General features: G+C 37.2%; 15 protein-coding genes and 2 pseudogenes (2 of these 17 cut by a window edge). 9 read left to right on the top strand and 8 right to left on the bottom strand.

Translation table 11 applies throughout. The features are described 5' to 3' along the window. Both dnaG and rpoD read left to right on the top strand, forming a co-directional pair. On the top strand, positions 1–1195 hold the 3' portion of the coding sequence (gene dnaG / locus LEP1GSC190_RS08985) for a DNA primase (RefSeq protein ID WP_002761317.1). 602 nt of this gene lie to the left of the window's left edge; 1195 of the gene's 1797 nt are visible here — the last part of the coding sequence; its start codon lies off the left edge, out of view; it ends in the stop codon at positions 1193–1195. Positions 1196–1210: 15 nt separating this feature from the next. After that, on the top strand, positions 1211–2968 hold the full coding sequence (rpoD, locus tag LEP1GSC190_RS08980) for an RNA polymerase sigma factor RpoD (RefSeq protein WP_002761323.1): 1758 nt from the start codon (positions 1211–1213) through the stop codon (positions 2966–2968). Positions 2969–3499: 531 nt separating this feature from the next. On the opposite strand, the gene LEP1GSC190_RS08975 is transcribed toward rpoD, so the two are convergent. Beyond that, positions 3500–5152: a glycerol-3-phosphate dehydrogenase/oxidase gene (locus tag LEP1GSC190_RS08975; RefSeq protein WP_004279631.1), complete on the bottom strand. Its 1653-nt coding sequence runs from the start codon at positions 5150–5152 to the stop codon at positions 3500–3502. Between the two features lie 33 nt (positions 5153–5185). Here LEP1GSC190_RS08975 and tyrS point away from each other — a divergent pair, with 33 nt between their 5' ends. Further along, on the top strand, positions 5186–6403 hold the full coding sequence (gene tyrS, locus LEP1GSC190_RS08970) for a tyrosine--tRNA ligase (protein ID WP_002761321.1): 1218 nt from the start codon (positions 5186–5188) through the stop codon (positions 6401–6403). A 45-nt stretch (positions 6404–6448) separates the two neighbouring features. Continuing rightward, positions 6449–7645, top strand: coding sequence for a polysaccharide deacetylase family protein (locus LEP1GSC190_RS08965; protein WP_004279705.1), 1197 nt, complete (start codon positions 6449–6451; stop codon positions 7643–7645). Positions 7646–8225: 580 nt separating this feature from the next. Here LEP1GSC190_RS08965 and LEP1GSC190_RS21050 read toward each other — a convergent pair. From LEP1GSC190_RS21050 to LEP1GSC190_RS08940, 4 genes are all read right to left on the bottom strand, one after another. Beyond that, positions 8226–9010, bottom strand: a protein-coding gene (locus tag LEP1GSC190_RS21050) for an IS5 family transposase (RefSeq protein ID WP_420844245.1) whose coding sequence is annotated in 2 segments (ribosomal slippage) — positions 8226–8662 and positions 8662–9010 — 786 coding nt in all. Because the reading frame shifts where the segments join, the coding sequence is not laid out codon by codon here. A 210-nt stretch (positions 9011–9220) separates the two neighbouring features. Beyond that, the gene (locus tag LEP1GSC190_RS08950) at positions 9221–9787 is read right to left on the bottom strand and encodes an LIC_11695 family lipoprotein (RefSeq protein ID WP_002745340.1); all 567 of its coding nucleotides are present in this window, start codon (positions 9785–9787) and stop codon (positions 9221–9223) included. Between the two features lie 299 nt (positions 9788–10086). Further along, the gene (locus LEP1GSC190_RS08945) at positions 10087–10644 is read right to left on the bottom strand and encodes an LIC_11695 family lipoprotein (protein WP_002745342.1); all 558 of its coding nucleotides are present in this window, start codon (positions 10642–10644) and stop codon (positions 10087–10089) included. A gap of 29 nt (positions 10645–10673) precedes the next feature. Next, positions 10674–13085: a TonB-dependent receptor gene (locus LEP1GSC190_RS08940; protein WP_002761294.1), complete on the bottom strand. Its 2412-nt coding sequence runs from the start codon at positions 13083–13085 to the stop codon at positions 10674–10676. Between the two features lie 329 nt (positions 13086–13414). Here LEP1GSC190_RS08940 and LEP1GSC190_RS08935 point away from each other — a divergent pair. Then, positions 13415–14164, top strand: a pseudogene (locus LEP1GSC190_RS08935) (IS110 family RNA-guided transposase); the annotation flags it as partial. Positions 14165–14284: 120 nt separating this feature from the next. Here LEP1GSC190_RS08935 and LEP1GSC190_RS08930 read toward each other — a convergent pair. The 3 genes and pseudogenes from LEP1GSC190_RS08930 to LEP1GSC190_RS08920 form a co-directional block, all read right to left on the bottom strand. Then, the gene (locus LEP1GSC190_RS08930; RefSeq protein WP_117344667.1) at positions 14285–15514 is read right to left on the bottom strand and encodes an IS256 family transposase; all 1230 of its coding nucleotides are present in this window, start codon (positions 15512–15514) and stop codon (positions 14285–14287) included. Positions 15515–15545: 31 nt separating this feature from the next. After that, on the bottom strand, positions 15546–16772 hold the full coding sequence (locus tag LEP1GSC190_RS08925) for an IS256 family transposase (RefSeq protein ID WP_117344668.1): 1227 nt from the start codon (positions 16770–16772) through the stop codon (positions 15546–15548). Between the two features lie 65 nt (positions 16773–16837). Further along, positions 16838–17716 (bottom strand): annotated as a pseudogene (locus LEP1GSC190_RS08920) (IS481 family transposase); the annotation flags it as partial. 989 nt (positions 17717–18705) lie between these two features. Here LEP1GSC190_RS08920 and LEP1GSC190_RS08910 point away from each other — a divergent pair. The 4 genes from LEP1GSC190_RS08910 to LEP1GSC190_RS08890 form a co-directional block, all read left to right on the top strand. Then, complete coding sequence (locus LEP1GSC190_RS08910) at positions 18706–18990, top strand: hypothetical protein (protein WP_002749092.1); 285 nt, start codon at positions 18706–18708, stop codon at positions 18988–18990. Positions 18991–19054: 64 nt separating this feature from the next. Continuing rightward, entirely contained in the window at positions 19055–20284 is a 1230-nt protein-coding gene (locus tag LEP1GSC190_RS08905; protein WP_002749093.1) for an IS256 family transposase, read from the top strand. A gap of 549 nt (positions 20285–20833) precedes the next feature. Then, entirely contained in the window at positions 20834–22912 is a 2079-nt protein-coding gene (locus LEP1GSC190_RS08900; RefSeq protein ID WP_002749101.1) for an enterotoxin A family protein, read from the top strand. 1553 nt (positions 22913–24465) lie between these two features. Continuing rightward, a protein-coding gene (locus LEP1GSC190_RS08890; RefSeq protein WP_002749089.1) for an LA_2444/LA_4059 family outer membrane protein crosses the window boundary here: on the top strand, positions 24466–25000 show its 5' portion. Its footprint extends 449 nt past the window's final position; the window shows 535 of its 984 coding nt (coding positions 1–535); its start codon is at positions 24466–24468; its stop codon lies off the right edge, out of view.

The following is a 25000-nucleotide window of genomic DNA, read 5'->3' as shown; positions in this document are numbered from 1 at the left end:
TCCGGTTTTGGATCTTTCTGGAAGAACGATTGCATTTTCCGGAAGAATTTTAGGTCCTGGAAAGGAAGCAAAATACATCAATAGTCCTGCTTCCGTAATTTTTGATAAGAGCCGTACTTTTTATAATTTTTTCAGAGCTAGAGAAGGGGTTCGTAAGACCGGCGAGGCTATGCTCGTCGAAGGATATCTGGACGTGATCGGGCTTGTGAGAAGAGATTATGAAAACGTAATCGCTTCTATGGGAACCGCTATTACGGAAAACCATATTCGAACTCTTAAAAAATTTGCAGAACGAGTTACCTTCGTTTTGGACGGAGACCTGGCAGGAAAAAAAGGTGCTCTCCGAGCGGCTGAAATCTGTCTTAAGGAAGGAATGGAATGTTCTATCGTTCTCCTTCCCGAAGGAAAAGATCCATTCGACTTGGCAAAATCTTTGAGTAGACCTCAATTGAACAAGCTTTTGTCGGAACAAATTCAAGGTTCCGAATTCGTAGTAGGAGAGTTACTGGAAAGTGCGGATTCACGCGCGCTGCCTGAAAGAAAGCGAAAAGCTCTTCAAAATCTTTATTCTTTTACCCAAACCTTAAATCGGGAAACGGATAAGCAGTTCTTTCTGGGGCTTGGTGCGAACAAACTCGGAATCAGTATGGATGCGGTTCTTCGGGATTTTAAAGGGGGAACCAGTGCAAAGAATGGGCCTGCGAATGCCGATAATAGTTCTAAACTAAAGGAAGTTCGAGAGGTTTCAGCTCCTGCGTTGGATTGTGAGAGAAAAATCGTCTCTATGCTGGTCAAACATACGGGTCTTTTTTCTTATTCGGAAGAAATCTCTTCGATGGAATTCATGGATGTAGCGAGTTCCTATCTTTGGGATTACTTGTATACCGTTTATACGGGAGAAGGCGAGATTTCTCCAGTACAGATTTTAGCCTCGGAGCTTCCCGAGGATCTGAAACAAATCCTTGCTCCGTATCTCTTAGAAGAATACGAAAAAGAAGAACCGGAAGAATTGCATAAGGTTTTTCGACTTCTTTTGTTACAACAAAAGAAGTTTCGAATTGAGGAAAGAATTCGGGAACTCGATCAAAAAAGAGAACGTTTTTTTACACCCGAAATCTTTACGGAACTGAGTTTTTATCGTAAAGAAAAAGAAAAGATCCTGGAGCATATCCGGAATCAATCGGCTACCACATAATTTAGAGGGAATGGAATGGAAAATCTGCAAAGCATGCCTGAGGTTCAGAAGATTATATCTCTTGGAAAGGCAAACGGAGAAGTTTCTTATGATGATATCAATGAGATACTTCCCGACAAAATTCTGAACTCAGAAAAGATAGACGATTTTTTTACCCTATTGCACGAAATGGGAATCGAAATCGTGGAAGAATATACCAGAAATACTCTGGAACCCGCTTCTACTCTTGTTCCTAAAGACGATTCCAAACCAGTAAGAAAGAAAAAAGAATCCTCTACTTCTACGAGCGGTTCTGAAGATCCGATCAAGCTGTATTTGAGAGAAATCGGTAAAGTGAGTTTGATTTCGGGCGAGACCGAAGTTTTTCTCGCGAAAAGAATCGAGAAGGGAGAAAAGATCATCGAGGAAACGATCCTCAGTTCTTCCATTCTTAGAGCGAATTATATAAAGCTTTTACCAAAAATTCGAAGTAAAAAGATCAAAGTCTACGATCTGATTCGCGTCGATAAAATGTATGCTTTAAATGCGGAGGAAGCCCATAAACTCGAAGAGTTATTCTTCAAAAATATTCTAGTGATTCAAGAACAGGAAAAGGTTCTTCAGGAAGCCGTTTCCAAAATTCGAAAGTATTCTGAAACTTCCAAAAAATACAAAGAATTTAGAGAGAAAATAGACGCTTCTACGGAAATCATTCATAATGCGATCCAAGAACTCGGAGTTTCCCAAAAAGAGATTCAAAAAATTTCCCAAAAAATCAAGTCCATGGTTTTTAGAATCAAAGAAATCGATCGGCATTTTTTGAAAATCAAGGCTCAGTATGGCCAAGACGTTCGAGATATTAAGGCATTTAATAGATTTATTGAAAAGAACGAGAAGTTAGACGACATCGAAGTCAAGATGGGGGTCAATATCGACGAAGTTCGAGAGGTCATTAAAGACATTCGAAACAACGAAAGAAAACTTCGTCGTATGGAACAGGAAGCGGGCTCTACAGTTCAAGAGATCAAGGATTGGGGCGAAAAGATCATTAAGGGTGAAAGAGAAATCTCCCAAGCAAAAAAAGAACTCGTTAAAGCAAATCTGAGACTCGTGGTTTCCATCGCAAAACGTTATGCGAATCGCGGGATGCATTTCTTTGATTTGATCCAAGAAGGAAACATAGGCCTTATTAAAGCGGTAGATAAGTTCGAGTATAAAAAAGGTTATAAATTTTCCACATACGCGACTTGGTGGATCCGTCAAGCGATTACAAGAGCTATTTCCGATCAAGCTAGAACGATCCGTGTTCCAGTTCATATGATCGAACAGGTCAATAAGGTGATTCGTGAAACTAGATTATTCATTCAAGAATTTGGACGTGATCCAAACAATGAAGAAATTGCGGAAAGACTCGGTTGGCCGGTTCAAAAAGTAAAGATGGTCAAAAATGTTGCTCGAGAACCGATTTCTCTCGAAATTCCTGTGGGTTCCGAAGAGGATTCAGAACTTGGTGATTTTATTCCGGATACGGAAGTGGAAACTCCTGTGAATGCTGCTGCGTCTAGTATCCTTGCGGAACAAATTCGTCAGGTACTTCATACTTTGCCTGCACGTGAACAAAAAGTAATTCGAATGCGTTTCGGTTTAGACGACGGTTATCCGCAAACTCTAGAAGAAGTCGGTTATCAATTTAAGGTAACTAGAGAAAGAATTCGTCAGATCGAAGCAAAAGCGCTTAGAAGACTCAGACATCCTTCTCGTTCTAAAAAGTTGAAGGACTATATTGACGGTTGATTTTGTTACAGTTATCGGAACTTCGACGTTGGCAAGTTGGTGTTTCGTAATTAATGTAAGTTCGATATGGATTTAAGTAATGTGAGTTTGGCGTAAGAAAATCAGAATCTGTCTTTCGAATTCAGGAATTCTTGCAAAATCAGAGCCACCTATCACTAACTCGGACTCACCAGTCAATCGTGGGAATCCACAAGAACTTAACTACTATACTTCGATCGGTAAAAGTTAGAATGAATATGCAATTGTAATGTTATTTCGACCCCCTTAGAACATGGGAGTTCCCACATTTTAATAGTGGAAAAATTAGAACGTAGTTATTAGTTTCGCCTTGTTCGGATTATGCCGATCCATTTGCAAATCGTAATGATGACCGCTTAGGTTTTTTCGCTTTTTATCTATTTTCTTTTTTCAGGTTAAAACAGAATCAACCTATCGCAAGCCGGACAGATTCATGCGAATTTCGAAAAAAATCGCGATCCAGTATTCTATACATTTTTTGCACATTAAAATTCTTGAATATATCTTTTTTATTCATCGATACGAATTTTTCAAACTTTCGATCAGTTCCAAGGTTGCGGATTCTTCCGCTTTTTTTGTTTTGTTATTCCATTTGAGCTGTTTCGACAGTATGTTCGCAACGGGCTCTACCATCTTTTTCGCCAGATCTAAATCCACAAAAAGAACCCTGAACCTTCTCGCCAAAACATCTGTAACGCCTAACGCAAATTCTTCCTTTGCGGCGAACAAAACTTCCTCTTCAAAATAGGGGATACCCTTGCCTAAAAGTTTCGGCTTTTTACCTAAGATCTCAAAAACTTCCGTCCCATAATAGTTCTGTAACCTTTTGGCGAATTGTGCATCAATCTTATACATTTTTTCAATTTCTTGATAGAGAGATTCTGAATAACCTTCGGCCCCTGGATACAAATAAGATTTCGTAGAACATTCTTTCCGGGTTTCTAAATTACCGACTTGAATTAGTTTATCTACTAGATCTTCAGCCATCTTTCTGTAAGTAGACCATTTTCCCCCGCCCATTGTGACAAGGCCTGAATTGGAGACGAGGATAACTTCCTCTCTCGAAATATTCTTAGTATCCTGATTTCCTTCCGGAGAAATCAAAGGACGAATCCCCGCAAACACGGAAAGAATATCTTTTTCGGTAACTGGATTTTCCAGATATTCGTTTCCGGTATCGAGTAGGAATTGAACCTCGTTTCCGATTGGAAGAGGTTCGTCTCCCGGACTTTCAATTGGAGTATCCGTTGTTCCTAAAATCACGTGATCTTCCCAAGGAATGATAAAGACAACTCTTCCGTCTTTTGTTTTTGGAATGATTATCGCCGATTGGCAGGGAATCTTTTTTTTAGAAAAGACAAGATGGATTCCCTGGCTCGGAGAAAGAACGTTAAATGCTCTTGGATCATCGAGCTTACGGACGTGATCCACCCAAATTCCCGTCGTATTAGCAATTACCTTTGCATAGACTGGAAAGTTCTTTCCGGTTTCCAAATCTTTGAGATTGGCACCCATGAGTTTTCCATTCTCCTTGATGAAGGAAATGAGTTTGACTCGATTGACGACAATGGCACCTTCTTTTTTTGCGGATCTTGCAAGTAGAACGTTCAAACGGGCGTCGTTGAATTGAGCGTCGTAGTATGTGATTCCTCCGAAGAGACCTTCTTTTTTGATCGCTGCAAATTCGGAAACGGCTTCGGATTTGGAAACGGTTTTATGAGAGGGAAGTTTTCCCTTAGAAGCGAGTATATCATAGAGAGTGAGGCCGATTCCATAATAAGGCCTTTCGTAAAAACGATACGCAGGAAGTAAGAACTTAAGAGGTTTTACTAAGTGAGGTGCGTTTTCCAAAAGTCTTTGCCTTTCTGTCAGAGCTTCGTGGATCAATTTGAAATGAAATTGAGCCAGATAGCGGACTCCTCCATGAATCAGTTTGGTAGAACGGGAAGAAGTTCCCGAGGCAAAATCTTTCTTTTCTATAAGGGCTGTTTTATAACCTCTTTTCGCGGCGTCGAAGGCAGCTCCAGTTCCGGTGGATCCACCTCCGATTATAAGAATGTCCAAGGATTCTTTTTGTAATTTCAAAATTTGTTCGGTTCGGTTTTGTTTTTCCATTTTGAGAACTCTTCCTGCTTTACAGGTTTCTTTCCCCCTACAAATTTGCATTAAGTTTCACAATCCAATCCGGATTTTTCTTTCATGGACATTCAAAAGCAAATAGAAATCATCCGTCGTGGTACCGTTGATCTAATCAGCGAAGACGAATTAAAATTCAAGCTTCAAAAAAAGAAAGCACTTAAAATTAAGGCTGGCTTCGATCCTACGGCCCCCGATCTTCATCTTGGACATTTCGTCCAACTTAAAAAACTAAAACATTTTCAAGACTTAGGTCATGAAGTTTTTTTTCTACTTGGGGATTTTACAGCGATGATCGGAGATCCTACCGGGAAATCCGAAACCAGAAAGAGACTTTCAAAGGAAGAAGTTTTGGAAAACTCCAAAACTTACCAAAGTCAAGTTTTTAAGGTCTTAGATCCCGCTAAAACAAGAATCGTCTACAATTCAAGCTGGTGTTCCGGAATGAATTTCGAAGACGTTTTGATTCTCAGTTCCAAATATAACGTTGCAAGAATGCTCGAAAGGGACGATTTCAATAAACGCTACAAAGCTGGTCAGCCGATTTCCATGATCGAATTTTTATATCCGCTCGTACAAGGTTATGATTCCGTAGCGATGGAATGTGACGTAGAACTTGGAGGAACAGATCAGAAATTTAATCTTCTCGTGGGAAGAGACTTACAGAGAGAATACGGGAAGGAAGTTCAGTGTGTTCTTACTCTTCCATTACTTGTGGGACTTGACGGAAATAAAAAAATGTCTAAATCTCTCGGTAACTACGTTGGGATCACCGAAGTTCCGATCGACATGTTCGGAAAACTAATGTCGATCAGTGACGATCTAATGTGGAATTATTTCGAACTCTTGACTGATCTTCCGTTGTTTGAAATCGAGACTCGCAAGAACGGAATAATAAGTAAAGAACTTCATCCGAAAGAAGTGAAGATAGAACTTGCAAAACTCATTATGGATCAACTTTCTTCTCCTTCCGAAAACGAAGAAGCGATCGAAGAATGGAAAAAAATTCATAATCCGAAATCGAGAGCCGTCCCGGACGATATCAGAGAAGTGAAACTTGGAGAAGAATTCTTTTCGGAAACTCCGGAGCCCTTGCTCGTCTGGGTCTTAAGTAAACTTTCTTTCGTTCCTTCTGTTTCCGAAGCAAGGAGACTTATCAAGGCTGGAGGATTGTACCTCTTCGAAGATAAAATCACCGACGAAAAATTCGCGATTCAGAAAGATAAAGAATATTTAGTGAGACAGGGAAAAAAGGGAAAATTTTTAAAAATTCTTTCCTAAAAATGATTTGAAGCTTTTGAAATTTTTTATTTCAATCAAATCCTCATGTTAAGCGAAGAAGAATCGTCGGAACTTTCGAAGACAATCTCCGAAATCAAAAAAAGCGGGATTCAATCCGAAGTGATCGAACGAAGATTTAGAACTCTTCGTATCCTTTTTTCCGTCGGTTTTTTTACGTTCTTAAGCGTGGCGTCAGTTTTTACGTTAGCACATAGAATTTTTAAATTAGAAGCAACTGTCGAAAAACAAACGGTTCATATCACTAATCTTGAGGAAAGTTTAACCTCGCTTCGTCTCGAAGAGCAACAACAGGAAGAGGAGCTTCTCAAGTTCAAATCGGATCTCTATGACTCAGTTCCCGACGGAGATTTATCCGATCAGGTTTCTGAAAATAAGATAAGTTTGGAAGTTCTTTCAGGTTCCGACGTAGGTAAAAACATCAATCGGGGAGATGTCCGTTTCAAAGAAATCGCTTTAACTTTCGACTTGGGGACTGGAGAAGATCTTAAATTGATTTACGAATATCTTTCCCAGTTTCCCATCAAAATCACGTTGTTTATTTCAAACGAAAACCCGGCACTCAAAAACGGTTCGTTCTTTAGCAACACAAATCTACGTTATTTGAGAAAACTTTCTGAGCTCGGAGATCGAGTCGTTTTTGGAAACCATACTTGGAGTCATTATAATATTCCAAGAAGTTTATACGAAACTTCTTTACGTAAAAGAATTTTGCTCAGTTACGTTTCTGACGAAATCCCGGACGCCAACTTTCTCCAACAAGAAATGAGAATGGTGGAAGAAAAATTCGAATCTATTACCGGTAAACAATTGACTAAATACTATCGTCTTCCTTACGGAGGTTTTGATCCTTTAGTAATTCAAACTTTCGGAAAACTCGGTTATACACATCATATTTTTTGGAGTAATAATTCAGTTGGCTCTTTGGATATTCCGGATTTCGTATATAAAAAATTTATTTATAAAAAAGATCCTAGAACCGGCAAAACAAGGATTGTGCCGAATCCGAATTATAAGACTAGAGCCGAAGCACTTGATTTTCTTTATCGTTGGGAAGAGGCGGATAAAGATGGTATGAACGGGGCCATCATTTTGATGCATTTGGGTTCCCCAAGACAATCGGAAAAACTCATCTACATCCTTCCAGATTTTATCCAGGAAATGCTTTCCAAAGGTTATAGTTTTGTGACGATTCCTGAAATCATCAACGATCGCCAAGATTGATTTCTTTTGAAAGAGTTGCAATTTTCCTCCAGTAATATTCGAGTTACATTGAAATATAATAATATATTAAATCGAATTGAATATATTGAGGTTGTCCCAAAGCCTTAGACTGCAGGAATTTTCACGAGAATTTAACAACAATAAAGCCCGTTAGAAAGTCCATAAGCTAACAAAAAGGCGTAATCTGCGGGAACTCCTGCATTTTATTATGAACTTATCGAATGTTTGTAACAATTTCTCTTAAGATTATAAAACAGACTCTAAAAAAATGACCCTGAAGAACCAAACAGTTTTGTTGAAATTCTCGATAATTTTCGGAGGAGTGGTTTTCTGAAGTAGAAGACCCAATTTCTCGGTATTTTTTTTGAGGAAAACTTATTTAAAGGAGTATCTCAAAACACTTGAAGGAACTTTTAGAAAAGCAGAAATAACGAAAAAACAGGATAAAGTCCACAATTTAAATATTCAAAAAATAAAATGTTTTGATTCAGAATCTCTTAAAATTAAGGGATCTTATTAAATGCAAAAATACCAAAAATCCACTTATTGGAAGTTTCATTGAAATTAACACGAGGTTATCTCAAAAACTCCTAATAACGATCATGATACATGCGAGTATCAGAATTCCATAAAAGTTTTGATCGTTTCGTTCGTATCGAGTTGCAAATCTTCTGAAGTTCTGTAGCCAAGAAAAAGTTCGTTCAATTTTCCATCTTCCACGATATTTCCGCAACTTACGTCCATCCTGTGTCTTTTTCTTTTTTCGATTTGATTTGTGTGGAGCGATCAAATTTACTTTATATTTCTTTTTAAGATATTCATCTAAAGGATCAGAATCGTAAGCACGATCTCCGACTAAATCTTTGATTTTGCCTTTGACTTTTTTGCGGATGATTGCACCTTCCGCGAGCTTACTTTCATGCGGCGAAGCACTTTCAATCCCGGCGGAGATAGGAATACCATTTTTGTCGACGATAACCATGACTTTTGTACCCTTTCCCCGTTTAGTTTTGCCAATACGTAGGCCCCTTTTTTTCCAGGAACAAAAGTCCCGTCAATGAAACACGTGCTTAAATCCATCTTGCCTCTTATTTCTAAGTCATGAAGAAGCGCTTCTAAAATTTTATCCAGGGTTCCATTTTTGCGCCATTCTTGAAATCTTCGATGGCATGTTTGATATGCGGGATATCTATCAGGTAGGTCTATCCACGGAGCACCAGTGCGAAGAATCCATAATATACCGTCCAAAATTGATCTTGAATTTACACGCGGACGACCTTTACCGTCATCTCTTGCTTCGGGTTCTACAAGTAAATCGCAAAGCAAATCCCATTGTTCGTTCGTTAAGTCACCTAATCGGCTCATAACGATCAATTATATTATTTATAGTTTAAGTACAAGAAATTTTAAGTCTGACTACACGGATGACGGTTTTTGAGATAACCTCACGTAATAATTTCGTATTTTTATCATTGGTAAAGATCCCTTAAAAGTTAAACTAATAATTAGGCCTCATCTTAAAAATATTTTTATCAAATGATCTTGCTTCAAAACAAGATCATTTGAGGCAAGTTTTCAATTTTCCCAGCACTGTCCCGGAATGAAACATTTGTAATGAGTTGCATGCCCGTATGTACCAAGTTTGTTGCAAAGATCTTTTCCGTTTTTGACATCTGCAAAACCATCATAAGAACGCCACATAGGAACAAAATAATCTCTTTCTCCATCGTAAGAATATACGTTTGGCACCGGTTCATTGATACCCATAAAACCTTCGTAATTACAAGCAACAACCTTATTCGGAACCACGCAAGGACCGTCGATAAGATCGTAAGCCATATCGTACCCGTATATTGCCTTCATTCTATCTACAAAAATTTGCCCCGATTGATTCCAAAGCGCTTTTTTATCCAAAAAGGCAGCGGTCCATTCATGGCAGGAAAGAACTTCTCCACTTGACTTTTTAAATCTGGTGCTAAATGCAATCTTAAGTCCTAAACTTTCCCCTTCACTTTCCGATTTTTTTTTCAAAAGCAAAATTCCAAGAATTTCGTTCGTATCCACTTTTTCTTCGTTTTTGCAAAAGGGCAGTAGGGCGAAAATTACTAAAGCAATCAGACCCATTTTTATTATTTTTATCATTTTTTTCTCCATATCCTTAAAATTTGATTCTTATATTTTGTAATTTACAATGAATCCGAAATTTCGTGGAGCTTGAGGGTTTCCCATTGTAATTAAATTTTTTATTTCAATAGAGAGCCAAAACAAACAGACCCACTTTTAAACGTATTCAATAAAAATAATATTTATTTTTATTGAATGAATGGTTTAATTGAAATCATTGGTTTTAAAAAATATCATGTGTGAACTTAAATTTAAATTTAATCGGATGAAAACTATAATGTTTCAATCTTCAAAATCAAAATCGCGATTGAATAGTTTTATTCCCAACATTGTCCTTGGGCGTAACATCTATATTCCGCGGTAAGTCCTCGATTGATTCTACTGTCCAAACAGGCTTCTTTTGCGGTTTTAACAGGTAGATTGTAAAGATGCATTGTTGGAACTAAATATTCCCGTTCCCCGGAATACGAGTAGGTATGAGGAATCTGAAAGTTAACCCCTCCTTCTCCTTCGTAAATGCAAGCGCTTACTTTATTTGGAACCACGCAAGGGCCATCGACACGATCAGCGACTAAATCTAAACCGATCCCTGCTTTTATATAAACTACAAATTCCTTAAGGCCTTGATCCCATTCCGCCTTTTTATCCAAATAAGCAGTCGGATACTCCTTGCATGAAAAAATTTCTCCATTAGATTTTCTTAATCTATAACTAAAAGCGATCGTAAGTCCTAAACTTTCCCCAACGCTTTCGGAATTCTTTTTTAATAATAGAATTCCAAGAATCTCGTTTACATTCAGTTTTTCTTCATTTTTACAAAAAGTTAAGTTGAAGATCGCCAAGACGATCAATGTAATTTTTATCATTTTCTTCATTAAACTCACATCTCCTTAATGTCTGATTATTATATTTTGTAATTTATAATAAATCCGTAGGTTCTTGGAGCCCCCGGAACGGCTTGAAAGGTTCCATCTATATAGGAAGTAAAGTAATATTCGTTATTCAAGTTATTGCAATATAGATAAGCAGATAAACGTTCCTCTTCGTATCCAATTTTAAAATTTGTTACAGTATAAGGGGCGCTGTAAATCGTATTATCTGCGGCAAAATACATCTTCCCTACGACCTGAAATTCACATCTGAAAAATAAGCCGAGTAAAGAACGATATTGAAGATAACTTACGACATCGTATTGTGGTATAAAATGTACATGCTTTCCGTCGAAGTTTGTATCTAGAATTCGATCGTAAAATTTGTTGAATTTTCCTTCTGTATAACCAACAGAAAAACCGAGTCTTAAATATTTCCACGGTTTCATGTAGGATTCAATTTCAGCACCTCGAATTGTAACTTTCTCCGCATTCAAATTTACGGCTTCGGCGATGGAAATAGCCCTGATTACGTGAAAATCAGTCGCCTCCGTATAAAAATAGGTGAGGTTGATTCCAAAAGAGTCTTTGAAATGTTTCGATTTGATTCCTATTTCGATAGTATCGTTGATTTCTGGTTTAAAAGCCGCTAAGGATGCTTGATTCACGACTGTACTATATCCAGCGTTTTTATAACCGCGGCTTATACCTGTAAAAATCATTAATGATTCGGTAGGCTTATAATCGAAAATGAATCTAGAAACATTATAACGATAGGAATTTTTTCGAACATAATGGGGAGATAAAAGTCGCACGTCTCCATAAGGATTATCTAATAGAACCCCCTTTGCATCTCGGCTATGGCCTATACCGATTCTCTGGGTTTCGATTCTAGCTCCTAATGTAATCGTGAATTTTTCCAAAAACGTGTAGCTATTGTGAGTGAAAAAACTAAAGGATTTATCTTCAATTTTCGAATGGTGTGTTTCTTTTGCAGGAGCATTTAATCCTTTAAGAACGCTATATGTATATGTTTGCGTCAAATGCTCTTGGGTAAATTCCTTGTCGGATATTTTATGATACAACAATGTTCCGATCTTAAATTGGAACGGTTCTCTTTGGTTTTTGGATTCGAGACTTGTCTCATGAGTCCTTGTAGTGGAATGTTCTATATATTCGGATTTAGAGAACGCGCTTATAGTAAAATCTCCGTCTACAATTAGAGGATCAATTTCCATTTTCCTAATGCTAGATATTGTTTTAAAAATGGCTTTAGGCAATTTATAACTGATATTACTGGAATACGTTTTTCCAGTTGTGTTTGAGACTCCTTCGTAATCCCAATATACTTTTCGGACCGACTTTGTGCGATTAAGATAAGTTCGAAAATTCTTTTCGCAGCTCTCAGGACTTACTGCACATCCTTTTATTAAACTTTTTCTTCTTTCTGATTTAGAAGCAAGATAATTGACTATATTCAAAGAACCATCGTCGAAACTTTCGGCATTTGCTTGTAGATCAATTTCAAGACTTTTTATAGGCGTCCAATACAACCTGAGTCTTCCAGACTTTCCTCTTCTTCTGTCTGGATGAGTTTTACGAATTTCGATAGGTATATCTGAAGTGAGGTTATTCGGATAATTAAATCCAGTTATATTATTTAAATATCCACTTCTCTGGGTCGATTTTCCGGAAACACCTATATAAAGTTTGTTTTTGATCAGAGGTGTATTATAGAAAAAAGAATATTCCTTCTTTTTATAATTTCCCAAATTGGCCGTAACCCTTCCTTGAGGCATGTTATTCGGTTTTTTAGTGTTAATTTCAATTACACCACCTTGAAAATTTTTTCCAAAAACAGTAGCCTGGGAACCTCTATATACTTCGATACTCTCCAAAGCAAACAGTTCTGTATTTAATGCGACATTATCTGCAAGGGGAACTCCATCCACAATCATTCCGACGGAAGGATCGCTGAATAACGTGCTCCTCATTCCTCGAATATTATAATATGTGAAATTACGAGCACCGGAATCTATAATTGCAAAGTTTGGAACCTGCTTGTCTATATCGTTTGCTCTGGATATACCGGTATCTAAAATGTCCTGTTCATTCAATCTGGAAATACTACTGGGGGTTTTGAATATTTCATAGTCTCTTCGATCTTTTTTGCCTTGAACGGTAATTTCACCTTTTTTGTTCGAAGTTTCTTTGTTTGTTTCGGCAGGTGTGGAACGCGAAGATTCTTGTGCATAGAGAATCGACGTTGTTATTAAGAATAAAGTCCTAATAGAGAATTTGCAAAGACAGGAAAGGATTTGGAAATTTGTGAAGAATGTACAAAAAATTCTACTTTTAATTTTATGTTTCAGTGACTCTCGGTTTGAAAAAAGAAGTTCAACTATATTTCTTATGAAACAAGGTAAAATAAAAAACTCATACCTCATAAGGCACATTAGAAAGAAGCTTTGTATTCTGTAAAGATATAATTGATTTCAGGACTCAAAATCAATTATGGAAAAAGTTAGACTGAATGAAGCACTTTTAAAGAGGAGGAGAATTGAAATGATGAAATTGTAGTTTAAATAACACTATATTGTTATCATGAATCGTTGTTATGTGATTTTCAAAAATTATGTCAAAATATGTTCATTTTATAATTTGAATACTCTTGTGGTGAAAATTTAAGACAAAATGGCGCCCCTTCTGGGCTTGAAAAGCGTGGGTTAGATGCAAGCATTTACCACAAAACAAGAAAACCAACAGAAGGAACGTAATGAAAAGAAAAGTATATGTAGGAATGGATGTCCACAAAGAAACGATTAGAATTGCGTGTTTAACGAACAATACAAAGGAAATAGTAAAAGAACAGCAGATAAAACATAATGAGGTTCAGATCAAAAAGTTCGTCAATAAACTAAAATCAGAATGGAACGAGATACATAGTTGTTACGAGGCGGGAGTAACCGGTTATCCACTTTACAGAAATCTAAAGTCTTTGGGAGTGAATTGCATCCTTGTGGCGCCAGGAAAGATACCAAGACAAAGTTCGGATAAGATCAAAACCGATAAAAGAGATGCGATCAAGTTAGCAAAATTATTACGAAGTGGAGAATTAGAATCGATTCATGTACCGAGTGAAGAGGACGAAGCGGTAAGGGATTATCTAAGATCCCGTGACAGTCTTCGTTTGGATTTAGGAAGGAATCGTCAAAGGTTGATGAAATTCTTATTAAGAAAGGGTATAACCTACTCAGCAACAAAGTATTGGACAGTCAGTCATAACAAATGGTTGAACAATCTACAGTTTAACAACGAGATCCTTCAAGAGACGTTTAACGACTATTATAGTCGAGTAAGAGTTCAAGAAGAGAATTTAAAAGCGATGGATAAGAGAATACAAGAGATAGCGGAAAGTGAACCGTATCGAGAGAAAGTAGGAATATTAAGATGTTTCCGAGGAGTGGATTATCTAACCGCAATGTTTTTACTTTGTGAGGTTTGTGACTTCAAACGATTCAAAACGAGGGTGGAGGGTGTCAGCGTTCCTGTGTAAATGACATATCTTAAAACGAATCGAACTTCAACCGATCGCCGAAAATAATCGAAAATGAGGGTGTCAGCGCTCCTGTGTAAATGACATATCTTAAAACGAATCGAACTTCAACCGATCGCCGAAAATAATCGAAAATTGATTCATTGCTTTTCCCCAATCTTGAATAGGCATGGTCCATTTTTTAGACATATTATTCAAAGCTAAATAAAGAAGCTTGATAGCCGCTTCATCGGTAGGAAACGAACCCCGATTCTTGATAATTTTTCTTAAACCCATATTCATAGATTCGATAGCGTTTGTGGTGTAAATCGCCTTACGAATATTAGGTGGATATGCCAAAAAAGGAATCACCGATTCCCAATTGTTTCTCCAGGACTTGCTGATCATCGGATATTGACTGTCCCATTTGGTTGAAAAATCATCAAGGCTTTTCTTAGCAATCTCTGCCGACGGAGATTTGTAGATAGCCTTTAAATCAATCATCAACTCTTTCTTCTGTTTGTAAGAAACCCATTTCAAAGAATTCCTTACCATATGAACGATACAAAGTTGAACTTGTGCATTAGGAAAAACTGATATGATCGTATCCGGAAATCCTTTTAACCCGTCAACGCAGGCGATTAAGATATCTTCAACTCCGCGATTCTTTAAATCGGTTAAGATCTGAAGCCAGAACTTCGCTCCTTCGGTGCGCTCCACCCAAATCCCAAGTATCTCTTTTGTGCCCTGTAGATTGATTCCTAAAGCCAAATAGAAGGATTTGTTTTGAACGTGGTGGCCGTCTCTCACCTTTACGACTAACGCGTCCATGATGAGAATTGGATATACTTTATCCAAGGGGCGATTCTGCCACTCGATCACCGTTTCCAGTACCGAATCGGTTACTTGAGAAATTAGATCCGATGAAACCTCAACTTGATAAATTTCTTGGAGATGTTGGGTAATTTCTCGTGTGGTCATTCCGCGTGAATACATCGAAATGATTTTGTCATCGAAGCCGGTAAAACGTGTCTGACCTTTTTGTATGATCTGAGGTTCGAAACTGCCGTTTCTGTCTCGAGGTATTTCCAAATCGATTGTTCCAAAATCTCCTTTGAGCTTTTTGTTACTTTTTCCATTCCGAGAATTTCCTGTGTTATTGCCCAACGAGGAATTCTTCTCGTATCCAAGGTGATGCGTCATCTCACCTTGCATCGCTCGCTCTATCAGTGATTTCGTTAGTTGCTTTAAGAGGCCTTCATTTCCCAGTAGATCTTCAGGACTCTTATCTTTGATTAATTCATCGAGTAGCTCTTCAGCTCGATTTTTGGGGTTGCTCATATTGGGTTTATCCTTGTTACTTTTTGGTTATTCACAAGTCATTTACACAATCGACACGACACCCTCTCGAAAATTGATTCATTGCTTTTCCCCAATCTTGAATAGGCATGGTCCATTTTTTAGACATATTATTCAAAGCTAAATAAAGAAGCTTGATAGCCGCTTCATCGGTAGGAAACGAACCCCGATTCTTGATAATTTTTCTTAAACCCATATTCATAGATTCGATGGCGTTTGTGGTGTAAATCGCCTTACGAATATTAGGTGGATAAGCCAAAAAAGGAATCACCGATTCCCAATTGTTTCTCCAGGACTTGCTGATCATCGGATATTGACTGTCCCATTTGGTTGAAAAATCATCAAGGCTTTTCTTAGCAATCTCTGCCGACGGAGATTTGTAGATAGCCTTTAAATCAATCATCAACTCTTTCTTCTGTTTGTAAGAAACCCATTTCAAAGAATTCCTTACCATATGAACGATACAAAGTTGAACTTGTGCATTAGGAAAAACTGATATGATCGTATCCGGAAATCCCTTTAACCCGTCAACGCAGGCGATTAAGATATCTTCAACTCCGCGATTCTTTAAATCGGTTAAGATCTGAAGCCAGAACTTCGCTCCTTCGGTGCGCTCCACCCAAATCCCAAGTATCTCTTTTGTGCCCTGTAGATTGATTCCTAAAGCCAAATAGAAGGATTTGTTTTGAACGTGGTGGCCGTCTCTCACCTTTACGACTAACGCGTCCATGATGAGAATTGGATATACTTTATCCAAGGGGCGATTCTGCCACTCGATCACCGTTTCCAGTACCGAATCGGTGACTTCTGAGATCAGATCCGCTGAGACTTCCACTTGATAGATTTCTTGGAGATGTTGGGTAATTTCTCGTGTGGTCATTCCGCGTGAATACATCGAAATGATCTTATCGTCGAAGCCGGTAAAGCGTGTCTGTCCTTTTTGAATGATCTGCGGTTCGAAACTGCCGTTTCTGTCTCGAGGTATTTCCAAATCGATTGTTCCAAAATCTCCTTTGAGCTTTTTGCTACTTTTTCCATTCCGAGAATTTCCTGTGTTATTGCCCAACGAGGAATTCTTCTCATATCCAAGGTGATGCGTCATCTCACCTTGCATCGCTCGCTCTATCAACGACTTCGTTAGTTGCTTTAAGAGGCCTTCATTTCCCAGTAGATCTTCAGGACTCTTATCTTTGATTAATTCATCGAGTAGCTCTTCAGCTCGATTTTTGGGGTTGCTCATATTGGGTTTATCCTTGTTACTTTTTGGTTATTCACAAGTCATTTACACAATCAAGCCGACACTCTCGCCTCATGCGGCCTTTCTAAATTGTATTCACTTCTAAACCGATCAAATGCTTCTTGTTGTTCTTTAAGAGAAGATCGAGCCGGTAACGCGGTCTCTTGTTTCAAGGTTCTGTGCATTCTTTCATGGCGACCGTTTTGTTGAGGTTTACCTGGCTGAATTCGTTCAGGTCGAATCCCTAACTTTAACCACCAAACGGATAACTTACTCAATCCTCCAATGGCCCTTGATGCAAATGGACTTCCGTTATCTGTCTTGATGGCCAATGGCATTCCATATTCTTTAAAAACTCTCTCAAATACCCGCCTGGTGCTTTCTCCGTCCGTTTTCTTCAGGATTTGACATCCTAATAGAAAGCGGCTATGAGCATCTGTGATCGTCAATGGATCACAACGTTTTCCGTTCCCAACAGTAAAGTGACCTTTGAAGTCTGCACACCAAACGTCATTGGGAGACTTTACATCAGAAAATGGAAAAAGACTTTCAGGAGTTTTTTTCCTACGACGTATTTTACGAACTAATCCTTTTCTTTTAAGGATATCGCCAATTGTACTTGGTGCCGGCCAGGATTTAGCTCTTGGATACTTTCCTTTTAATGCCCACAAAAGTTTCCTTGCTCCCCAAGTAGGATGCTTCTCACGCATCTGCATAATGAGCAAGATGACGTTCTCAGGAGTCTCATTCGGATGCTTATTGGGCTTCTTAGATCGATCTTTTAAACCGTCGATACCTTCCGATTCGTATCTTTCTAAATACTTGTAACCTGTCTTTCGACTGATTCCAAATTCCTTACAAAGATCTGAAAACTGCCAACCACCACCTTTCCACGCGGCTATGAATTTGATTTTTTCCTCGATCACACGGGACTCCTTCCAAGGCATCGGATTTCCTCCAATGCCAGGTATATGTCACCTATGTGCCCGGTCTGTTTTGTTACCTATCTGGGCAGTCTGTACCATTTCAAATTTGACCTTCGTTTTAAGACTAAGAACAGCTCCCGATGTATAGATTATCCTGCGGTATCCAACCCGCGAATATCAGTCTGATCAATCGTCGCGAATGCTTTTCTCTAACGAGTTAAATTATTGGGTGATTAAAAAAAATGCGAAAAAATATTTACAGCTCTGATTGGGGCGCCATATCAGGGCCTGTCTCAAAAACTTCGGAATATAGGAGCCTTTGACGGGAACGTAACAGTTATAAAATATACCCGAAAGCTCGTAAACTACCAAAGAAGCATAACTTGTGGGAACTTCTATATTTTATTACGAACTTATTGAATCATTGTAATTTGATTTCTTTTAAGGTTTTTAAGACAGGCTCTTAATTCTTAAACCGATTATTTATTATTTTAAAATTCTCTTGCATAACAAATACTTTTACTGTTTCCATCAAAACCAAAGTTATAGAATTTCTATTTAAATTGTATAGATCGACGAGATTGTCAGCCAGCCGTATCGTTATTTTGCAAAAGTTTTTTATTTAATTTTTATTGAAATAAGTAATGAATAATAGCGATAGCTCAAAGTTAATTTCGATGATCTTTAATCGATTTTGAAAGCCTTATAGAAGAGGCGGTGGATCCATTTTAATTGGAGTGTGGAAGGCTAAAATTTTAGATGTTGTAGATCAAATTTATACTAGGATCGTTTTTTTTCAGGATAGAAATTGCGGTTATTCAAAAAATTTATTTCTGAAACGATCGGATCGGCATCTATGAAAAGATTTTTCCCAAAATAGATTTGAGAGAAGAAAGAAATAGTCAAGTTTTATTTTTGAAACCTGTTGCTAAATTGATAATTCCGAAAATTATCTCTTGAAATTTTGAACAGATGGGATTTTATTTTCTCTTCATAAGAGAGGAATTTCCGTGATTCAGAAATGGTTTCAAACAGTGTTCTTTGGGAGTTTAATTTTAGCGGGAATTTTAATTCCAGGAAAAATATTTTCTCAGGCAGACGATGCTGCAGCTGCAATTCAAGAAGCTTGTAATCGTCTAGTAAACGAGGGAATATACAAAAGCTGTAAAGCGGCTCCGGGATTTTCAGCTCACCAAGGATATTATACTCAATCTGCTCAAATCAAATGCGAGTGCATTAATAAAAAAGACAATAATAAAACTATTGTTACAATTACTCTCGGTCAGTATTATTGAGGGTGTCGTGTCGATTGTGTAAATGACTTGTGAATAACCAAAAAGTAACAAGGATAAACCCAATATGAGCAAACCCAAAAATCGAGCTGAAGAGCTACTCGATGAATTAATCAAAGATAAGAGTCCTGAAGATCTACTGGGAAATGAAGGCCTCTTAAAGCAACTAACGAAATCACTGATAGAGCGAGCGATGCAAGGTGAGATGACGCATCACCTTGGATATGAGAAGAATTCCTCGTTGGGCAATAACACAGGAAATTCTCGGAATGGAAAAAGTAACAAAAAGCTCAAAGGAGATTTTGGAACAATCGATTTGGAAATACCTCGAGACAGAAACGGCAGTTTCGAACCTCAGATCATACAAAAAGGTCAGACACGTTTTACCGGCTTCGATGACAAAATCATTTCGATGTATTCACGCGGAATGACCACACGAGAAATTACCCAACATCTCCAAGAAATCTATCAAGTGGAAGTCTCAGCGGATCTGATCTCAGAAGTCACCGATTCGGTACTGGAAACGGTGATCGAGTGGCAGAATCGTTCTTTGGATAAAGTATATCCAATTCTCATCATGGACGCGTTAGTCGTAAAGGTGAGAGACGGCCACCACGTTCAAAACAAATCCTTCTATTTGGCTTTAGGAATCAATCTACAGGGCACAAAAGAGATACTTGGGATTTGGGTGGAGCGCACCGAAGGAGCGAAGTTCTGGCTTCAGATCTTAACCGATTTAAAGAATCGCGGAGTTGAAGATATCTTAATTGCTTGTGTCGACGGGTTAAAGGGATTTCCGGATACGATCATATCAGTTTTTCCTAATGCACAAGTTCAACTTTGTATCGTTCATATGGTAAGGAATTCTTTGAAATGGGTTTCTTACAAACAGAAGAAAGAGTTGATGATTGATTTAAAGGCTATCTACAAATCTCCGTCGGCAGAGATTGCTAAGAAAAGCCTTGATGATTTTTCAACCAAATGGGACAGTCAATATCCGATGATCAGCAAGTCCTGGAGAAACAATTGGGAATCGGTGATTCCTTTTTTGGCTTATCCACCTAATATTCGTAAGGCGATTTACACCACAAACGCCATCGAATCTATGAATATGGGTTTAAGAAAAATTATCAAGAATCGGGGTTCGTTTCCTACCGATGAAGCGGCTATCAAGCTTCTTTATTTAGCTTTGAATAATATGTCTAAAAAATGGACCATGCCTATTCAAGATTGGGGAAAAGCAATGAATCAATTTTCGATTATTTTCGGCGATCGGTTGAAGTTCGATTCGTTTTAAGATATGTCATTTACACAGGAACGCTGACACCCTCGTATTATTAAACATTTTTAGATTTTGGCGAATGGTTATACGTTTTAATTTCATTTCACTTAAAAACCTTTAAGTTTATTAATGGATTTCTATCAGGATTGATTTTATACGATTATGTAAGCTATTGCTTTTAAGTAGCTTCTTGCCTTTTCACGAATTTCTTTCAAAACATTGCCTTATTTATATATAGGTCATGTAGTTGTAATACATTTTGTATATCGATACATTGTGAAGCTTCAGTTTGTAAACAGAAAATTTTTCTATTTATGAATCAACCTCATTTGGGAACAAGCGTATTCATGAGTACGGTATAAAAGATGCTAAAACTTCTATTACAAATCTAATTTATCAAATAAATTTTTGATTTGATGAGAGTCAATTGAATGCAGAAGTTTAATCTTTATATATCTTAAAAATAAGTAGATTATAGTTTAAACACATTATAATTATAATCCCCAGATAAATAAGGATTTCCGTTTTCACTGGGAAGTTCAAAGAATTTAAAGGTGAAAAATTATGCAAAAAACTTTAATAATTTTAATAGGTTTCTTTTTATTAGGAACTTTAGAAGATCTGTATGCAAATCGGGAAAGACCTCTTCCTGATCCGGTCGACATTGTCGAAGGAGTACATGAAAATCAGGTCGCTACGCCTCCGATAGAAGTTTTTTATCTAGTTACTGTTTTAACTCCGGAGCAAGTACGTGCTTCTGATGGATTTTGGTCGGCCGGGGCATCGTCTGCAGATTCTACAAATCTAGATTTTTCACTGTTAAACCATGTCACTCCCAGAGTTAATAGTGAAAGATCAGGTTATATTAGCTTGTTAAGGAATTTTATACACACACTCATTTATGCACAATCGAATATTTCTGGAGATTATTACATTTATCAGATTGCTGGAGGATTTAATATTGTGGATGTACAAGGTTCTCTCGGTCCTTACACTCCTTCTAATTCGACAGCAGAGGCCGTTGCATTGAATCGAATTTATTGGAATCAAGTTTATGGATGGACTCATTTTTCAAGTAATTTTAGTTTTAGCTTAAACGAACCCGAACCATTCGAACATAATCTTATGTTTGATCGAGAGACGTTTGCGAATGCTACTTCTTCACCCGGGCTTCCAGAGTTAGCTGGATTTCCCCAAGGTGACCCTAGGTGGGGGAATGCATTTTTTGCGAATGTCGCAGGGTGTGAAGCCCCTTTGCGTAAACGTAGTGATGGCAGATGTTATCTACAGCAGACATTGTTAGATACTGCTCAAAAAATTTCCAATGCGAGTAGAAAGAAAAGTAGGCTACCAACTCTTCCATTCTTTAAAACTCCTATCTCTCAAACTATATCTAGTAAAGGGGTGTTTATAAATCTATCGGACTATACATCTGGATTATGTTACGTTGTTTCGAAAGATACAATGGAATGCAGATCTATTCTAAACAATGGAAAACTCGGTTCCATCAAAAAAACTACAATCAGCGATACGGGCTATGAGGATTCGCATATGTTTGGAGATATCAACAATGATCGGAAAGACGATTTTTGTCGTTTAGTGGTTGGGACAAATAAATCCACTCTATTAAAATGTAATTTAGGTGATGGGGAAGGAAATTTTCCTACTGAAATTAGTTTTGGATCTTTAGATGGTGGCTGGGCATCCGGCGGCGCGGCTGACAAGCGTATGATTGTTAAAGGAATTTCTGGTAAATCTTTTTTTTGCCGGATTATAGACGGATATGAGATAGCTTGTACGGAATTAGTTCAAAATCGTAGCGGAAATAGCGTCACTTTTACTTTAGGACAATCTGGAATAACGAAAGGTAAACATTATTATTCTACTTTGGCTAGACAATTTAGTATTTTTACGGATTCTAATCAAGATGGTGTTCCAGATTGGTGCCATATTACAAGCGAGCAATATAATAGATTCGATTTGGATTGCTGGTGGTCTTTGAGAAATCAACAATTTTCCAAACATGTACCGATAAAATATTTAATTGGGAATGTTAACAACGATGTAATGACCAATGCAAGAATTATGAATCCTTGGATACACGATTTTTGTTACATTTCTAAAAATCAGCTCAATAGTTCTGTTCGATGTTACAATTTTCCAAGTCAAAAACAATATGAATCATCAAGTGGATTCAACTACGCAACTCGGCTCATGGAAGCTAAAGGTCTTATGAAGAAGGATGGTTATTCTCTTTGTGCTACTGAAGCCAGAAATCACGGAAAAACAATGAGACTTTCCTGTGTTTCAAAAGGATCTGATATTGGATTTACTCCTGTTTTTTCAACGGTGGACTTTGAAGATTATGGAAATGTTTTGAATGAAAAACAGACAAAAATTGTTTATTCCAACGGAAGAAGTTTGTTTTGTACGATCGGAGCGAATGATGTTAGATGCCTTCCACTCAATCAGGATGGTCCAACTTGCCAGCGCGTGGTTCCGGCTCGGACAAGATCTGTACGAACTCTTAAAAGTAGTTTTACAGGATTGGAAAATTTCCAGGGAAAAAATGAATGTTTAGCGTTAAATAACAAAGATAGATGTTTTAACAAAAATGGAATTTGTTATAAGTGGGATTATTAATAGTTCCTGATGTTCTTATGTTATAATCTTACTTAAGAATTCATTTTTACAGATTACGTTGTGTAAAAATGGATCAGAGCAAGCTGTTTTTAGGATGAATTTTAGATATTTGAGTAATTTATAAATTAAAAATGTTTAGAGTTCTTCCTAAAAAGGTACAGTCATATTTTTTCATCAATCCAAATTAAATCCCCTGAATATTCCGATACCTTTGTCTTTTAATAAAAAGGATTTTTGGTTTCTGAGTTAATTCCTCTTTTCCAAACGGTGAGATGATATGAGTAATTCCTTTCCTTCTTCGGATTTCTGATAGTGCGGTTGACCGAACGATCTACGCTTGGAAGGAGTTGGTATTTTCTTTGAGTTCGAAAATATTTAAGGACGAACATAAAGAGATCAATTTCTTCTTTGTGATTTTCAAAACTTCTTTTCTTTCTAAAATTCTATCGTAAGAGGAATTTTTGACTGTCGTATTTTCGGATTTGATACGGTATTTTCTACCAGAATCATACAGGTAAGAAAAAGTTGTTGTAGAGACTCAAGTATGATTATAGGACTTTTGGAAATCAGGGTGTTCCGGTTTGTCTAATCCTAAGTAACCAGTATTTCTTTGAACGACTGAGTCGTTTTTTCTGTTCAATATACGGATTATAGTTCTTTTTGTAAGGACGTCCACACAAGCCGATTTTAGACCGATAGAAATTTTTTCTCTTAGTTCAGTTGAGGATTTTTTATATGGAAGGAAATCAATTTTTTATCAGTTCTCGAATTTTTGAAAATATGAAAATTTACGTCAGTGATTAATAACGAATTATTAGACACTCTATTATAATTCTGAATGGGATAAAATATTGCGGATAATGAGAAGTTAAATTTCGCTTAACGCATAATTATTTGCACAAAATCAAAATTTTCCTTTTTTCTTCTGCGTTGTATTCAGAAATCTGAAGTTAAATCTTATAAAAACCTAACAAAAGCTTTTGAATTTTGTATTTGTGTAATGACCAATTTACAACTCTTTCTAAGAGAATCAGACCATTCAATAATTTACAAACGTTGCTTTTGGGTCCGAAATCCTATCTTGCCTAAGGAGTAAGAAAGTATTTGAAATCTTATTTCAAAATGCAAAATTGATTTTTGAAATAAGAAAATAATTCCTTTCTCAAAATGTTAAGATCTGTTTGATTCGGAAGGATGAAAAATTCTTGAACTGAAAAAGACTTTTGCGGACATCTTCCTCGTAGAACTTACGTTAGAAATAAGTTGTTCGAATGAAAGAATCTTTGATCCTATCTGCAATCAAAATATAATTCCGATTCGGATAATCTAATTATGAAATTTCGCTCAGTATTGATTTGCTTTCAAGAAACTATAATCTTCTTTTTAATTGTTTCTTTTACGAAAAATTAGAAAAGGAAAATGAGAAGGGGAGCCAGGCGCCTATACAAACTCAACAAATGATTTCCAAAATCCTCAAGAAATTATTGATATTAGATCTTTTTCGTAACCGGCTCGGAGCTTTTTCCGAAGAAATCAAACAGTGAGGGAAAGAGATGAGAGAGAATTTACTTTATTTCCTTTTTCTGAAACGTTATTTTGGGATTTGGATTTTTCTTTGTATCTACTCCCTGCAAGCGAATCCGATATTTTCGCAGGAGAAAGAAAAAAATCAAGAAGGTGTAAAGAAAAAGTCCTTTTTTGAGTTCTGGATCAAACGTCAGACGTATCGATGGACCCCTTACGATTATACTTCCTTTTCAGAGCATTCTTCTTTGGAAAGTTCGAACAAAACGGATTCTATAAAACAAAATCAGAAAGTATTGGTTCCGCTCGTGTTTCGATATGATAATTTGGAGAAAAAGTTTAGGATCGAGATTTCCGCATATGAAATCGAATTAGCAAACGCGAATACGAATTTTACTCGGGCTGGGGATCGGGTCCGAAGATATTATTTTAACCCGATGCTTCGTTCTGAAGCAGAATTCAATTTTTATAAAATTCTAAATTGGAGCGAGGATTGGAAAGTTTTTGCGGGTGCTGGAATTCGAAATATTAATAAATATAAGTACGGATACTTTCTTAAAGAGG

It is taken from the genome of Leptospira mayottensis 200901116, from assembly GCF_000306675.2.
Classification (GTDB): domain Bacteria; phylum Spirochaetota; class Leptospiria; order Leptospirales; family Leptospiraceae; genus Leptospira; species Leptospira mayottensis.
The sequence above is the reverse complement of the archived record's forward strand: the minus strand, read 5'-3'. Positions and strand labels throughout refer to the sequence as shown.